Origin of the sequence: Streptomyces sp. NPDC087215, assembly GCF_044744885.1 — a bacterium.
In the GTDB taxonomy this organism is placed as follows: Bacteria; Actinomycetota; Actinomycetes; order Streptomycetales; family Streptomycetaceae; genus Streptomyces.
On record NZ_JBIUZD010000001.1, the window covers coordinates 386,671 to 400,982 of the forward strand.

Annotated in this window: 14 protein-coding genes; 12 read left to right on the top strand and 2 right to left on the bottom strand. The window is 70.3% G+C overall.

The genetic code is table 11. The annotated features are described in order from the left end of the window. Positions 1 to 128 precede the first annotated feature (128 nt). Both ACIO92_RS01515 and fxlM read left to right on the top strand, forming a co-directional pair. Entirely contained in the window at positions 129 to 1,874 is a 1,746-nt protein-coding gene (locus ACIO92_RS01515) for a Scr1 family TA system antitoxin-like transcriptional regulator (RefSeq protein WP_366444422.1), read from the top strand. 267 nt (positions 1,875 to 2,141) lie between these two features. Further along, positions 2,142 to 3,359: a methyltransferase, FxLD system gene (gene fxlM, locus ACIO92_RS01520; protein ID WP_402280483.1), complete on the top strand. Its 1,218-nt coding sequence runs from the start codon at positions 2,142 to 2,144 to the stop codon at positions 3,357 to 3,359. A gap of 181 nt (positions 3,360 to 3,540) precedes the next feature. Here the strand turns inward: fxlM and ACIO92_RS01525 are convergent, their stop codons facing one another. Continuing rightward, entirely contained in the window at positions 3,541 to 4,506 is a 966-nt protein-coding gene (locus tag ACIO92_RS01525; RefSeq protein ID WP_402280481.1) for a Twin-arginine translocation pathway signal, read from the bottom strand. A 755-nt stretch (positions 4,507 to 5,261) separates the two neighbouring features. Between ACIO92_RS01525 and ACIO92_RS01530 the strand changes: the two genes are divergently transcribed. Genes ACIO92_RS01530 through ACIO92_RS01565 form a run of 8 tightly spaced genes read left to right on the top strand, consistent with a single transcriptional unit; the run spans position 5,262 to position 11,543 of the window. Continuing rightward, positions 5,262 to 5,651, top strand: coding sequence for a 6-pyruvoyl trahydropterin synthase family protein (locus ACIO92_RS01530; protein WP_402280479.1), 390 nt, complete (start codon positions 5,262 to 5,264; stop codon positions 5,649 to 5,651). Beyond that, positions 5,648 to 6,391: a 7-carboxy-7-deazaguanine synthase QueE gene (locus tag ACIO92_RS01535; RefSeq protein WP_366444416.1), complete on the top strand. Its 744-nt coding sequence runs from the start codon at positions 5,648 to 5,650 to the stop codon at positions 6,389 to 6,391. Before ACIO92_RS01530 ends, ACIO92_RS01535 begins: the two co-directional genes overlap by 4 nt. 47 nt (positions 6,392 to 6,438) lie before the next feature. Further along, complete coding sequence (gene folE / locus ACIO92_RS01540) at positions 6,439 to 7,074, top strand: GTP cyclohydrolase I FolE (protein ID WP_366444415.1); 636 nt, start codon at positions 6,439 to 6,441, stop codon at positions 7,072 to 7,074. After that, on the top strand, positions 7,071 to 7,904 hold the full coding sequence (locus tag ACIO92_RS01545; RefSeq protein ID WP_366444414.1) for a hypothetical protein: 834 nt from the start codon (positions 7,071 to 7,073) through the stop codon (positions 7,902 to 7,904). Before folE ends, ACIO92_RS01545 begins: the two co-directional genes overlap by 4 nt. Next, a complete protein-coding gene (locus tag ACIO92_RS01550) occupies positions 7,901 to 8,992 on the top strand; it encodes a hypothetical protein (RefSeq protein WP_366444413.1) in 1,092 nt (363 codons plus the stop codon). Before ACIO92_RS01545 ends, ACIO92_RS01550 begins: the two co-directional genes overlap by 4 nt. Next, positions 8,989 to 9,678 carry a dTMP kinase gene (locus ACIO92_RS01555; RefSeq protein ID WP_402280476.1) on the top strand — a complete coding sequence of 230 codons (690 nt, stop codon included), beginning with the start codon at positions 8,989 to 8,991 and terminating at the stop codon, positions 9,676 to 9,678. Before ACIO92_RS01550 ends, ACIO92_RS01555 begins: the two co-directional genes overlap by 4 nt. A gap of 34 nt (positions 9,679 to 9,712) precedes the next feature. Continuing rightward, a complete protein-coding gene (locus ACIO92_RS01560; RefSeq protein ID WP_366444410.1) occupies positions 9,713 to 10,636 on the top strand; it encodes a DUF2797 domain-containing protein in 924 nt (307 codons plus the stop codon). A 58-nt stretch (positions 10,637 to 10,694) separates the two neighbouring features. After that, positions 10,695 to 11,543 (top strand): class I SAM-dependent methyltransferase, encoded by an 849-nt coding sequence (locus ACIO92_RS01565; RefSeq protein ID WP_366444409.1) that lies wholly within the window; start codon positions 10,695 to 10,697, stop codon positions 11,541 to 11,543. A gap of 98 nt (positions 11,544 to 11,641) precedes the next feature. On the opposite strand, the gene ACIO92_RS01570 is transcribed toward ACIO92_RS01565, so the two are convergent. Next, on the bottom strand, positions 11,642 to 12,160 hold the full coding sequence (locus ACIO92_RS01570; RefSeq protein ID WP_366444408.1) for an NUDIX domain-containing protein: 519 nt from the start codon (positions 12,158 to 12,160) through the stop codon (positions 11,642 to 11,644). Positions 12,161 to 12,273: 113 nt separating this feature from the next. Between ACIO92_RS01570 and ACIO92_RS01575 the strand changes: the two genes are divergently transcribed. Both ACIO92_RS01575 and ACIO92_RS01580 read left to right on the top strand, forming a co-directional pair. Continuing rightward, positions 12,274 to 13,545, top strand: a complete 1,272-nt coding sequence (locus ACIO92_RS01575; protein ID WP_366444407.1) for a hypothetical protein — start codon at positions 12,274 to 12,276, stop codon at positions 13,543 to 13,545. Continuing rightward, a complete protein-coding gene (locus tag ACIO92_RS01580; protein WP_402280473.1) occupies positions 13,542 to 14,300 on the top strand; it encodes a PP2C family protein-serine/threonine phosphatase in 759 nt (252 codons plus the stop codon). The genes ACIO92_RS01575 and ACIO92_RS01580 overlap by 4 nt, the downstream gene beginning before the upstream one ends. Positions 14,301 to 14,312: the final 12 nt, after the last annotated feature.

Consider the following 14,312-nt stretch of genomic DNA (forward strand, 5'->3'; position numbering starts at 1 on the left):
GGACAGGTCCAGCCCCCGGCGCGGGGCCCCTCCCCCTCCCATGGCCGTGCCGCAGTCTCCCCGCTCACGGTCCAGGGCCCCGCGCCGGGCTCCCCTCTTCCGATCCAGGTCCCATCACAAGGAGCATGATGTCCGATCACACCGAGCCGACACCGATCGCCGTGGCGCCCGGTCCGGAGGGCATGACGGGCGACGGCCCCTCAGCGCCCCGGGTCTGCGACTACCTCCTCCTCGGCGACGCCTGGTACCGGGCGGAGGACCGCGAACTCGGCGACAGGCTCCGCCTGGCCGCGCCGTGGCTGCTGGACAGCATGAGGATCAACTCGGACTTCACGGGGCGTGCCACGCTCGTCCTCGCCTCCCTCGGCATCACGCAGATCGTCAACCTCGGCTGTGGCTACCCGCCACGGATCACCAAACGGCACCGGTACCGTCCGGCCCCCGCCTTCGATGTGCTCCGCACCGTCCACGCGGCCGGGCGCGTCGTCTACGCCGACGCCGACCCCTCCGTCCACGCCCACGCGAACATGAGCCTCGCGGAGGACCTGGCGACACGCGCGATCGACGCCGACGTCCGGGACATCCCCGGCCTGCTCGACCAGGTCGCCGAGTTCCTCGACCTCACCCAGCCGGTCGGTGTCCTGCTCCACGACGTGCTGCCCTGGCTCGACGACGCCGACGCCGACGGAGTTCTGCGGTCCCTGCACGACCTGCTGCCGCCCGGCAGCGCCGTCTCCCTCACTCACGCCACCCCTGAACAGGATCCCGCGCGCTCACGCGCCCTCGTCGAGACGTGGGCCGCCGCCGGCATCGGCTACCACCCCCGCAGCAGGGAGGCCCTGACCGCCCTGCTGGAGCCGTGGGCACTACTGGCCCCGGGCATCGCCCCGACAGGGCAGTGGGGGCACGACCGATCCCCCCGGCTCCCCGTCCGCCTCGCCAGCGGGCTCACGTACGACCGGACGCAGTCCCACGCCGTCGCCGCGATCACCGCGCCGAAGACCTCCGGGCCGATCCCCCATCTGGAAGAGATGCTGGCGGCGGAGCCCGCGCCGGATGCCGGACACGTCCTGATCGGCACCCGGCTGCGCGTGTTCCGGGAGGACCAAGACCTCACCCCCGAGCAGATCGCTCTGTCCGGGTACACCACGCCTCTCGCCGTGCTCGCCGGGGAGACCGGCGCCGCCCGCTACCTGGAGAGCCTGACGCCCCCGGGGCCCGGGAAGCTCAGCCGGTGGAAGGCTCCGATCTCCCTGGTGGAACTCCTGACCTACCTGGGCGAGCACTGGACGCCCGCGGACTGCGTGGTCGACTCGCTGCCCGGGAACCTCGGCCGGGCGCGGGCCGCCGTCACCGCTGCCCACCGCGTCCGCGCCTTCGCGATCGACTGCATCCCCGACCCCTTCCAGACCCCGAAGTACGCGACCCGGTTCGGCCTCGGCACGACTCTTACGGCCAACGGCACCGACCTCCCGCTCGCCGAGACCCGGGCCACTCTCCAGGACGACCCCCGGACCTGGGACCTCACCCTGGACGAAGCCGTACTTCTGCGGGCCACCGGCGACGACCAGATGATGGCCGACCAGATCGAGCACCTCCTCGCGCTGTCCCACTGCCCGCACGTCACCATCCGCGTGCTGCGGCTCGCCACCTCATCCGCCCTGCCGGCCACCCACCTCGTCGAGCACCACCTCGGCCACCACCTCCTGTACCGCCAGGACAACTTCCACTACACCACCGGCAACCGAGGCCGCGCCCGAGCCCTCATCCTCGACCACCACGCCGACCAGGCCCTGCCACCGGACGACACCAGGGCCTTCCTCACCGACATCCACCACGGCCTGACCACCGGACGCACCCCCACCACCCCGTGACTTCCCCCGCTCCTCCGCCCCCACCCGCCCGCCCGGGTGCCACCTGCCCGGCAGCACGACGGGAAAGTGAGGTGACCCGCCACCGGGGCGCTTCACGACGAGCGGGACCAGCCCCCTCGATCGAGCGGCAGCCGCTCCGGGCAGTACGTGCGATCCACTGCCCGCCGAAGAACGGCTGAATCTCGGCCGAAACCGGAGGGCCGCGTAGCGCGGCACCCCGACATCATCACGGGTTCTCGTACACGCACCACAAGGAGAACAACCCCCATGACCGACCAGCCCGACGAAGTCCGCGCAGCCGAGCTGAGGAACAAGTTCGTCGACGAACTCAAGGTCGAAGGAACCATCACCTCGCCCCGCATCGAGGCCGCGATGCGAAAGGTGCCCCGCCACCTGGCCGTGCCCGATTCATCGCTCGACGACGCCTACAGCACGTACAACGCCGTGGTCACCCAGACCGACGAGCACGGCAACCACGTCAGCTCGGTGTCCGCCCCGCAGATCCAGGCGATGCAGCTCGAACAGGGCGGCATCCGCGAAGGCGACCGCGTCCTGGAGATCGGCACCAACGGTCCGAACGCCGCCTACGCCGCCGAACTGACCGGTCCGGCCGGACAGGTCACCACCGTCGACATCGACCCCGCCCCGGCCGCTCGCGCTCGCGCGTTCCTGGCCGCGACCGGCTACCACGACGTGCGGGTGCTCGTCGCCGACGCCGAGAGCGGTGCCCCCGATCACGCTCCCTACGACGTGATCCTGGTGACCGTCGGCGCCTGGGACATCCCTCCGGCCTGGACCGAACTCCTCGCCGAGAACGGCCGCCTCGTCGTGCCGCTGCGCGTCAACGGCCTGACCCGCACCTACGGATTCATCCGCGAGGGCGATCACCTGGTGGCCACCAGCGCCTTCCCGTGCGGGTTCGTGCCCATGCAGGGGGCCGGTGCCCACGCCCAGCAGTCCATGCAGCTGCCCGGCGACCCCGGCGTCACGCTGTACTTCGACGAGGCGCCTCCCGCCGACCCGTCGCTGCTGGACGGAGTCCTGGACACTCCCCGTGCCGAGGTCTGGACCGGCGTCAGCGTCGCCAGCCAGGAGCCCATCGGCACCTTCCAGATGTACCTGGCGACCCACGTGCCGACGTACTGCACCATGACGATCAACCCGGAAACGGCCACCGGCAAGATCGGGCCCACCGGCCTTCCGTTCTCCATGGTCGCCGTAGACGGGCCGAACTTCGGCTACGTCGTGGTGCGCCGCGACACGGAGAAGAAGACCGCCGAGTTCGGGTTCCACGCCTTCGGCCCCGACGGCGCCGGTTTCGCCGAGCACCTGGCCGGCATCGTCCGCTCCTGGGACGAGAAGCAGCGCGGCGGCTCCGGCCCGCGCGTCGCCGTCCATCCGGCGGGCACCCCCGACGACCAGCTCACCGGCCGGGTCGTCGACAAGGCCCACAGCCGGATCTCGATCTCCTGGCCGGACGCGTAGAACCCGCTGCCCGGCCAGGTCTTCCCGCACCATCCCATCGAGTGAGAAGAGTGATCGCATGGCCACCGCCCTGCTTGAGGCCATAGCTCCCCCCGTCCGGGTACCTGTTCGACGACGACTTCGCTCTGAACGTCCGCGTCGTCGTGGGCGACGGGAGCAACCAGCGAACGGGGGCTGGTGGTTACGCGGCGGTGCCGTCGGAGCGGATCGGCGCCGGGAGGGCGCGCAGGCGGGCGGTCAGGTCGGCGCCCGGTCCGGTGGCGCTGGTTCCGAGGGCGTGTTCGAGGCGGGTGAGGCGGGTGCGGGCGGTGGCGCGAAGCCGCGAGGGCGGGATGAGGTCGAGGATGTCCAGTGCCCGCCCGGCGGCCTGGTCTGGGGCGTCGCGGGCTTCGGCCAGGGCCAGGACGAGGGTTGCGGCCACCCATCCCGGGGTGTGCTCGGGGGCCGCCGTGATGGAGGTTCGGGCGACATCGGCGGCCCGGTCGTAGCGCTCCAGGGTCAGGTGGGCCTCGGCGACGTGCAGGCGGTGCTCAGCGGCGTCGTATCCGAACCGCCCCGGCAGCTCGACGGCGGCCCTCATGATCTCGTCGCTCTCGCTGACGACGTCGTCGGCCCGTTCGGCGTGGCCGAGTGCGGCGAGGGTGGGCAGGAGGGCCCAGCCCAGGAGCTGGGCGCGGCGAAGGCCGGCGGGGGCGTGCTGGAGGCCGTACTCCGCGTGGTTCCGGGCGTGCTGCCAGTCGTGGCGGGCTGTGGCGACCATGGCCAGGGCGCCGCTGGACCAGGCGGTGAGGGCGGCTTCGCGGGTGGATTCGCCGATGGCTCCCGCCAGGGTGAGGTGGGCCCTGGCGCCGGAGCGGTCGTCGAGGTGGTAGGCGAGGTTTCCCAGGAGCGCGGAGAGCCATCCGACGTGTTGCCGCAGGCCGCGGGCTGTGACAGGGGCCGCTTCGGGAACGACCGTGGACAGGAGGTTGCGGGTCGCCCGGACTTCGTCGAGCAGGACGGAGGGCGGGTGCTTGCTGTAGTTGAGTGCGTAGTGCTCCACTGCTGCTTCGGCCAGGTCGACGAGCGCGGAGGAGCCCCCGGGGGCGTCCAGGACGGCCCACTGCACGGATTCACGGATGGCGGGCAGCCCACTCGCGGTCGTCATCTTCACCTCTCGTACGGTGCTCGGTTCCTTGTGCTGCCGACCGTAGTGGAGTTGAGGCGGTGCTGCGCACGTACTGCACCACAAGCAGCGTGTCTCCAGCCCGAGCTGGTCCGGCCTCGCCCCGTATGCCCGGGAGATCATGATCCGGTATTCCTCGCCAGGCGCTGCCTGCCCGTGCTCGTACCGGCACAGCAGGGCCTGCGAGAGGTTCGGCGGGAGCAGGCCGTCGGCCTGGTAGACCGAGCCTACTTCGCGGATCGCCTGCGCCCTCGACCACCCCAGAGCCAGACGCCATGCCTCCAGCGCGGTCAGTTCGGGCAGCTCGGCCCGCAGGACGCCGGCGGTCTGTTCGTGGCCGTTTCCCTCACGCTGGCATCGGGCCCGAAGGCGGGTCGCCTCGCGCTGGATCTCCGTACGTCGTGCCCGCGTCACCGCCCCCACAGTCCGCCCCTCCGCCGTTCCCCCGAGCAGACCTGCCTCGTAGGGCACCGTCCCGACATTGACCGACACCGTCAATGTTCCTACAGAACAACGTCAATGACGTGACGTCAGAGCAACTGTCATCGTGGAGGCCGCCTGGAGCGCTCCGGCCGACCCGGGTCTCTGCACCCGCGCCCCGGCCTGCTCACGGCGCTCGGTCCTCCGCTCCGCGCACCGCGTCCACCGCATCTCGCCACGTCCGTACACCGCCGGGGGCGGCCGACGCCGCCCTCCTGCCGACTTCAGGGACAGCCATGACTCTCAGTTCCGTATCTGTGCCCCCCGGCACCTTCACCATCGGCAAGACGTTCGGCTTCGAGGCCGGTCACCGGCTCGCCGGGCTGCCCGCCGGGCACAAGTGCTCCCGGCAGCACGGCCACAGCTACCAGATCGACGTCATCCTCACCGCCGCGTCACTGACCGGGCCCGGCTTCGTGACGGACTTCGGGGCGCTCGCCCCGTTCAAGGAGTTCCTCGACAACGAGCTGGACCACCGCAACCTGCACGAGGTCCTCCCCTTCGAGCCGACCTCAGAGCACCTGGCCCAGTACCTGGCCGGATGGATCGTCCAGAACCTGCAGCCGCACCTGCCCGGACGCCTCCTCGCCGTCCAGGTCCGGGAGACCGGCCGCAGCTGGGCCCGATTCGACGTGGGGGACAAGTGAACTCCGGAACAGCAGCCTACGGAGTCGCGGCCGGAGAGCGCGAACACAGGCTGATCATCGCGGAACGCTTCGGGGTGAAGGTGCCCACGTTCCAGGGCGAAGGGCCCAGCTGCGGGCATCCGGCCCTGTTCATCCGGCTCTCCCGCTGCAACCTGACGTGCGCGAAGTGTGACACCCCGTACACGTGGGACTGGTCCCGGTTCGATCCACGTACGGAGTCGACGAAGCGGACGGCGTCGGAGCTGGTGGCGTGGGCGGTGTCCTCGCCGGTGGAGCTGGTGGTGATAACCGGCGGGGAACCGCTGCTCCAGCAGGAGCATCTGGTCCCGCTGACCCGCCAACTGCTCCTTGCGGGCAAGCGGGTGGAGATCGAGACGAACGGGACGTTCTCACCCCTGCCCGGACTGGTGCGGGACGGAATCCGGTTCAACGTGTCACCGAAGATCGCCAGTTTCGGAATGGCCGAGGCCAGGAGCGTGGTGCCCTCCGTGCTCAGGGCGTTCGCGGATTCACGACGGGCGGTGTTCAAGTTCGTCGCGACCACGGTGGCCGACCTTGACCGGATCGCCGAACTCGTCGAAGAGCACCGGCTGACGCCGGTATGGGTGATGCCCGAGGGCACAACCGCGGAAGCGGTCACGGCAACGACCCGGGTGCTCGCTGACGAGGTCGCGGCCCGGCACTGGCACTTCACCACCCGTCTGCACGTGCTCGCGTTCGCGGACGCGCGCGGCCGTTGACGTCCGTCCGGTCCACCCCGAATCCCCAGACCTGGAAGGAATCGCACATGACGACATCCCTGTCCCGCCCCGGGACCGGCCTGAACGGACCCAGCCTCCCGCAGGTCCACGACGGAGCTTCCATCGACACCGGGCGGGTCAAAGCGCTGGTGTCCCAGCTCCTCGTCGAACTGGGCGAGGACCCGGGCCGCGAAGGACTGACCGGCACCCCCGAACGCGTCGCGGCCTGGTGGAGCACTTTCCTGTCTGCCGACTCCAGTGCCACGACAACCTGTTTCACCGAGTCCCAGCTGGGTGACCAACTGGTCGTCGTGGGCGGGATGAGCGTGTGGTCTCTCTGCGAGCATCACCTCTTGCCCATGAACCTGCAGGTCACCGCCGGATACGTGCCCGACGGCACGGTGGTGGGCCTCTCCAAGTTCGGGCGGATCGCCCAGCTCCACGCCGCTCGGCTCCAGGTACAGGAGCGCTTCACCCGCCAGGTCGCCGAACACCTCGCCGACGCGATCGGCCACGACGACATCGCCGTGGCCGTACGCGGCACACACTTGTGCATGAGCATGCGGGGCGTGCGGATGGAAGCCGCCCGTACCACCACGATGCGCAGCGGCGGGCGTCTGGCCGCCGACCCGGTTCTCGCCCAGCAGTTCCTCGCCCTCGCCGCCCAGCAGGGGGCACCGTGACGAGCGTCCGCGACCGGGGCATCGACTTCTCCGTCATCGCCCCGCCTGCCTACCTGAACGCCTTCGTCGCGCAGGAGCCCGCGCGTGTCCACCACGTCGGCGCCCAACACATCCTGTCCGACGACGCCTACCGGGCCTTCTTCGCCCGCGAAGCCGAACGCGGCGCCGAGATCGTCGTGGACAACGGACTGTTCGACCTCGGCTACGCCCTTCCTGTGGAGCTTCTGGTCGAGGCGGCACGCGCGGTGTCCGCGAAGGAGATCGTCCTTCCGGACGTCATGGGCGACGGGGCGGCGACCCTCTCGGCCAGCGAGCGGGCCGCACGGGAGATCAAGGAGTTGTCGGGTGACGCGTTCCGCCTCTGTGCCGTCCTGCACGCGGGGGACGACGAGGAGTGGCGGTGGGTCTACGACGCCTTCGTGACTGGCGGGTGGGCCGGGTCGATCGCCCTTCCCGCGTCGCGGCGTCCAGACCCCGCCGGGCGACTGTGCCGGACGCGCTGGCTGGCGACCGCTTTCCTGGAGGACCGTGGGCTGGTCGACGACCGGATCGTGTACCGGCTGCTCGGTCTGGGACGGACCGGGCACCTGGAGCTGATCGAGCAGCGCGAGCACTCCTGGATCTCCTCCGTGGACGGCGCCGCCCCGGTGATCCTCGGTGCGATGGGCATCGAGCTGCTGCCCGACGGACCGTACGAGAAGCCGTCCACCCCACGGATCGAGGCGCTCGGCCCGATCCCCGAGGACCGGTTCGACCTGATCCGGCAGAACATCACGATCGTCCGCGCCGCGGCTGGAAGCAGCGTCGCCATCTTCGAGGAGAACCGATGACCTCTGTGCTGGCGGCTGTGGGCCCGGGGCTGCTGCGGGCAGCACCGGTCGACCCCATCAGGCACACCATGAAGCAGGACCGGCTGCTGCGCTACCTGGAGATCAAGGTCCACCACCTCATCCAGGACCAGGGCTGGGACTCCATCCGGGTCGTCGGCGGATACGACCGGACCGAGGGGATCTCGCGCTACGAGAAGACCGGGAAGCTCTTCAACACCGATCGGCCCACCGCGACCGTCCAGGGACGGGAGCTGACGCTGAAGGCGTTTCCCGGCGCCGACTACATCCACCACTACGCGCTGATCGTCACCACGTACCTGGCGATGACCGGCCGACGCACCGACATCGTCACCTACCAGCCGCCTGGGCAGGACGAGCTCCAGCGGTCCCTCGGTGATCTCGACCTCGAACTCGACGGCGACCTCGTCGTCGTCGGCTGGGGCCTGCAGCACCTCGCTCCGGACAACGGAGTGTGGACGTGCGGGCCCGGCTACGCCTGGCAGCGCGCCGAGATCGCCGGGCGGCGTGTGCTCTACCTCGGGTTCCGCCACAGCATCTGGGGCGACGTGGCGGGCAGGGTCGTGACACGGCTGGCCCGCCTCGGGGCCGGTGACGTCGTCTACGTCGGCAAGGTCGGCTCACTGGCCCCCGGCATCCAGCCGAACACCTGGCTGGCGACCGGCAACACCAGCCTGGTCCACGGCGAACTCGTCAACTGGGAAGACTTCTTCGGCGGCTACGCCAAAGCCCAGGGGGGCGTGCAGAGCGGCCTGCATGTCTCCTCTCCCTCAGTCCTTCTGGAGGACCGTGACTGGCTCGCCCGGCACACCGCCCCGTTCGCGTTCGTCGACCCGGAGATCGGGCCCATGGGGGCAGCCGCGCGTCAGGCCGGGATCAGGTTCGGCTATCTCCACGTCATCTCCAACAACCTGACCGGACGCTATCCGGCCGACCTGTCCAACGAGCGCCACCGTGACGTCCTGCGGCGGCGCGCTGTTCTTCTTGACCGGATCCGCAGCATCATCACCGGCCGTCTGGCCTCCCGCCCGCCCGCCGCCCCGGCCCCGGTCCTGGAAGGACCTCGGTGACAGCGAACACCCCGCCTCCCACGCCCGGGAGGCTGATCACCTTCGTCGGCGGCGACGGCGCCGGCAAGTCCACCCTCGCCGCGCGCCTGCACCAGGCCCTCGCCGGTGCCGGGCACCGCACGGTCCTCGTCAGTAAGCACACCACGGACGTCCCTGCGGATCCGGAGCTGTCCGCCTACCTCAGCCGCCTGAACGAACTGGTGTACCGGCGCGACGCCCGCGTGGCCAGGGAGTGCGGTGAGCACTACTGGCTCCTGGCCCTGGCCGCCTGGTACTCCCTGCAGGACCGGCACGTGATCCGTCCGGCGCTGGCCTCCGGCACGCACGTGGTCCTCGACAACGCCCACCACAAGATCGTCGCTCGGTACGCGGTCAGCCCTACCGTCCCCGCCGGTCTCGCCGAACAGGTCTTCTCCCACCTGGCCGAGCCCGACCTCCTGCTCTTCCTCGACGTCAGCGCCCGCGAGGCCCTCTCCCGCAAGGTCACCTTCACCTCGCTGGAGAGCGGCCACCGCGGCGGCGGCGACGAGGACTTCATCTGCTACCAGGACACCGTCCTGGAGCAGATGCGGAAGCAGTCGTCGGGCAGCGCCTGTGTGCGGCTCAGTGTCGGCGGGCTGGACCGGAACGAGGTCTTCAGCGCCGCTGCCGCCGAACTGGCCGACAGGCTGAACCTCCACGTCTGACGTACATGCCCGAACCGACCCACGAGGAACGACGATGGACCAGAGCCTTCCCACGGCCGGCACCTACGTGTGCCACGGCATCACCTGGGCGACCACGCGGCCCTGTCTGCTGCTCGCCCCGGTGCCCGGCGGCTCCCTCCGCTACGCCGCGGTCATGAGCGGGCGTCTGAGCTACCAGGTGACTGGTACCGGCCGGTGGTGCACCGGCCGGTACCGGTTCGCCGGGCACTTCCGTGTCGAAGCTGTCGCCTGCCCCGACCGGAGCCCCACGGAGCGAGGCGGCCAGTGCGTCTCCTGCACCGCTCAGGACGACTTCCGCTTCGCGCACCAGTTCCACTCGGGCGGTCACGTCCCCGAGTCGCTGGCCACCTACATGACGCAGCCGCACCGGCTGTACCTGGCGACCTTCGGCGACGGAACCACCAAGGTCGGTACGGCCGCCGTGCCCCGAGGCCGTTCCCGCCTCGACGAGCAGGGTGCCCTGGTGGCCACGTATCTCGCCGAGTTCCCCGACGGGCGGACGGTCCGCTTCGCCGAGGACGCCCTCACCCGCCGCCTGGGCCTGACACAGACGGTGCGGGGCACGGTCAAGCTCAGGGCTCTGGCGGAACTTCGCGGCCTCGCTCAGGTTCGGGCGGCTCACGAGCATCATCTCGACCAGGCCGCCCGGACCTTGGCCGACATGGGGATCCCGGTCCATCCGGAGCCGTGGTCGCCACCCGCCGAAGGGGACCTGCTCCGCTCCACGGGCGGCGCAAAAGCCCTGTATCCGCACGACCCGCGTCAGGGGGAGCACGGATTCTCGGTTCTCTCCTGCATCGGTTCCCAGGCCCTGATCACTCTCGGCCGGGACGACCTGCCCTACCTGATCGACCTCGGCGTCCTCAAGGGACACCGCATCACCCTCAGCCCTGGCTTCGCCTCCCCCGTCACCACAGTGCAGAGCACCCTCTTCTGAACTCCCGCCGCCCTGGGCTCCGGCCCGGGGCCCGTCCGCGAAATGAGGCCACTTCACCATGACCCCCCAGGACGCTCTCAACGGCTGGGACGATGACGCCAACGCCCAGGCTTACGCGGACTTCTCTCTCGCTCATCCCCTGTACGACGCCACGAGCCGCGACCTCGCCCGGAGGGTCGGCGTCGCTGGTACCGAGCGGGTGGTCGACCTGTGCGGAGGCGCGGGCGCGACAGCCCGCGCCCTGCTCGACCTGCTCCCTCCCCAGACCCGGGTCGTCTCCGTAGACAGTGCCGCGGCCATGCAGCGCGCCGGACGCCGTACGCTGTCCGATCCGCGTCTCTCCTGGATCACCGCACCGGCCGAACGGCTCGCCGCTCACATCCCCTCCGCCGGCGCGGACGCGGTGGTGTGCAACTCGGCCATCTGGAAGACCGATGTCCCCGCAGTGTTCAACGCCGTCGCGCGGGTCCTGCGGCCAGGCGGCCGGTTCGCCTTCAACATCGGCGGCGGCTTCGCCGGGATCCGTCACCCGGACGAGCTGGCCGTGCGAACCACGCCGACGCTGAGTTCCCTCATCCGTGAGATCGCCCTCCGCGACCACGGCCACGCCCCTCCTCGCAAGATCACCCGCACCCTGCCGAAGCTGCCTCTGGAGACGGTCGCCAGGCACCTGGCCAGCGCGGGGCTGTCCCTCGTTGAGACGGAGGTGACCGCCCAGCACGGCACCATGGCGGAGAAGAAGGCGTGGCTGTCCATCCCCCTCTTCGCCCGTCCCGCGGACGGCGGCTTCACCCATGCCCAGCAGGCGGAGATCCTGGACGCGGCCTACGCCCTGACCACCCCGGACTCGCCGACGGTAACCAGCTGGCTCGTGGTGGTCGCCGAACGCCCCGACGCAAAACCTTGACCGGCCATGCCGCACCAGTACCAGACCTGCCCGGCCGCCGCCGTCCTCCCCGCCATGAGGCCGGACCGCTACCGAGCAGGCCGGCAGCGGATGAAGCGTCACTGGCCCCCGGAAGCCAGACGCTGGGCGTGCGCCCGGATACGTCCCTGGTCCTCGGGAAACACGCTCTGCCACCCATCGTCCAGGCGGTGCCAGAGCGCTGGCTGCCCGTCTTCGCCACCGACCTCGACCCCGCGGCCGACGATCGCCGCATAGGACAGGCCCAGCGTCGGCGACCAGTCGGACCGATAGGACCGAACGGTCACCGCAGCAGGCTCGGCAAGAAGCGGGGCCAGCAAACCAGTCTCCTCCCGCAGTTCACGTACGGCTGCCGCACGCGGCGTCTCACCGGGTTCCGCAGCGCCACCAGGCGGTACCCACCCTCGCACCCGGTGCTTCACCAGCAGCACGTACTCGAACGAGGGATCGAGCACCCAGACCTCCGCCGACAGCGGCGCCATCGGATACCGGCGGGCTCGCTCCAGCCACTCCCGGGCACCGTCGAACTCCGAAACGGCCGAACACGCCTCTGCGAGAGCTTCGTCCACAACCACCTGCGCGGCATCACCAAGGTTCATCCAGCTCACCCTAGGCCGACACCAGTCCGCAGGAGACCGACCCGCGCTGCTCTCAGCCATCCGGGTCGCGGCCCGTGCAACACGGTGCCGGCCCCACGAAAGGCAGTACGTCCATGCACTCCAGTACGACGACGGCAGGCTCCTGGGTGGTGCTCGGCGGGATCCACCTCATCAACCGCACCGCACCGCGCCGGTCCGACGAGCCGCTCGTCCTCGTCCGTGTCGCCTCGCAGGAGGTGAGCCAGCCGAGCACCACCGTAGTCGTCCGCTGGAAGACACTCGGATCCTGCCCGGCCGAGGCACTCACCATCGCCGGCACCCCGCTCGGCTCGACCCGGATCGAAGGCTCCCGCCTGTTTCCCGACGCCATCGCCGGACCCGCCCTGCGCGGCCTCGTCGGGGACAAGGCCGCGCTCGGCCTCGTGCCGCTGTGCTACCTGGCCGAGCACCCAGACGGCGGCTATCACGCCTACGCCCAGGTCAGGTTCCACCCCGATGACGGATGCTTCCTGCGTACCACCCCTGAACCAGTCGGTCACGGACCGGTCCAGGACCTGAACTGGCTCAACCCTGCCCTGGCCGCGCACGACGCCTCCAGCCGCGCGCTGAACAACCACCAGCGCTCCTTCCGGAAGCACTTCGCCGGAATCGAGCTGGAGTACAAGTACACCCTCGACCCGGCGCCCGACATCTGGCCCCTAGCCATGCACCTGCTCAAAGCCCTACGGAACGGCGAACTGGACGGCTGCCGACCGGAGTACCGGGAAGAGTTCCAGGCCCACCACACCGAGAACCACCTCTTCGACGTCACAGGCCCGGAATCCGAGATCGGCTATGCCTCCTTCATCCCCACTGTCACCGCAGGACACGTACTCAAGCGGAAGTGGTTCACCGAAGACACCTTCGCCCGCCGCGAGGAACTAGTGCACGGCATCGACATCGCCCCCGACGGCTTCGCGACATATCTGCGTGATGAACTGGGCCTGCAGGCGAAGGCCCTGCCCCCCTTCCAGCGTGTCCGCTACGACATCCAGTGCGAGTCGATGCGCACCGGGCACGTCTACGGCATCTTCCTCGACCGGTGCTCCCTGCTCGAAGAGCCCGAGACGGTCCTCTCCCAGTGCGAGCTTGAGTACCTACGGTCACGAAGCATCCTTCCTCGCCACGAAGCCGAAGTGCTCACGGAGATGGACCGTGTCGGCACCTGGCTCCATGCCCGGCTGGCCGCCGGAGGCTGGGGAGCCGACCGCACCTTCTACTCCAAGCGGAGCTTCCTGCGGGATGCCGTCACGGACCGGCTCAACTCGGATGCGCCACGCGCCAGGAACACCGGCCCCTCACCGGACAAAAGCAGCCCGCTCTCGAGTAAACGCCCCAACCCGTGACCGCCCTTCAGAAGGTTCACGCGAACAAGCAGAAAGAGGACAAGCCAATGAGCGACTTCGTCACGATCGGAACGGCGCAGCGGCCCGGGACCAGCCCGCCGTGCGCGGACGGGTACGACGTGCAGCGGACCGCCACCCGCGTGTGCGCGGCGGTCGTGGACGGCGCCGGGCACCACCCGGACACGGTTCGGTACGCGGGCATCGCGCCCGCCGTCATCACCCACATCGGCACGACCCTGGGCGGTCTGGCCGGGCTCATCACCGCGGGGCAGATGGCTCACGCCTACGACCCGCTGCCGCATCTCTCCGCGATCTACGCGCGCGTGGAGGCCGGGCTGCCCACTGCCCTTCACTGGCTGGGAGACTGCCGGGCCTACGGCTGGGACGGCAAGGAATTGAGGTGCTGGAGCACCGACCAGACCATGGGTGAGTTCCTGCGCGTTCACGGGGATGTCCCGGCAGAGGTCGTCGAGCACCACGATGCCTGGGCCCGGCTCGGCCTGTCCCAGGCGTCCGCGGCCACGTGCTGGCAAGCCGAGATCCCGCCGAGCGTCCGGCTGGTCTTCCTGTGCTCCGACGGTCTCTCCGACCAGGTGGCACCATCCGTCTGGCGAGACCTGTGCATCACGCACGGCGAAGACCCGCAATCTCTCGCCGACGCGCTGGTCGGCGCTGCCGTCGCTGACGAGAGCGGCTACCGCGACGACACCACCGTCGTCGTGCTTCGCCGCGCCGCCGCAGACAGCGGGGCGTGACCTGTGTCCTCT

What these genes read in the sequence shown, in the direction of transcription:
- ACIO92_RS01565 (WP_366444409.1), top strand. Translation starts at nt 10,695, where the DNA reads ATGACCCCCCAGGACGCTCTCAACGGCTGGGACGATGACGCCAACGCC.
- ACIO92_RS01515 (WP_366444422.1), top strand. Translation starts at nt 129, where the DNA reads ATGTCCGATCACACCGAGCCGACACCGATCGCCGTGGCGCCCGGTCCG.
- ACIO92_RS01550 (WP_366444413.1), top strand. Translation starts at nt 7,901, where the DNA reads ATGACCTCTGTGCTGGCGGCTGTGGGCCCGGGGCTGCTGCGGGCAGCA.
- ACIO92_RS01575 (WP_366444407.1), top strand. Translation starts at nt 12,274, where the DNA reads ATGCACTCCAGTACGACGACGGCAGGCTCCTGGGTGGTGCTCGGCGGG.
- ACIO92_RS01525 (WP_402280481.1), bottom strand. Translation starts at nt 4,506, where the DNA reads ATGACGACCGCGAGTGGGCTGCCCGCCATCCGTGAATCCGTGCAGTGG.
- fxlM (WP_402280483.1), top strand. Translation starts at nt 2,142, where the DNA reads ATGACCGACCAGCCCGACGAAGTCCGCGCAGCCGAGCTGAGGAACAAG.
- ACIO92_RS01570 (WP_366444408.1), bottom strand. Translation starts at nt 12,160, where the DNA reads ATGAACCTTGGTGATGCCGCGCAGGTGGTTGTGGACGAAGCTCTCGCA.
- ACIO92_RS01560 (WP_366444410.1), top strand. Translation starts at nt 9,713, where the DNA reads ATGGACCAGAGCCTTCCCACGGCCGGCACCTACGTGTGCCACGGCATC.
- folE (WP_366444415.1), top strand. Translation starts at nt 6,439, where the DNA reads ATGACGACATCCCTGTCCCGCCCCGGGACCGGCCTGAACGGACCCAGC.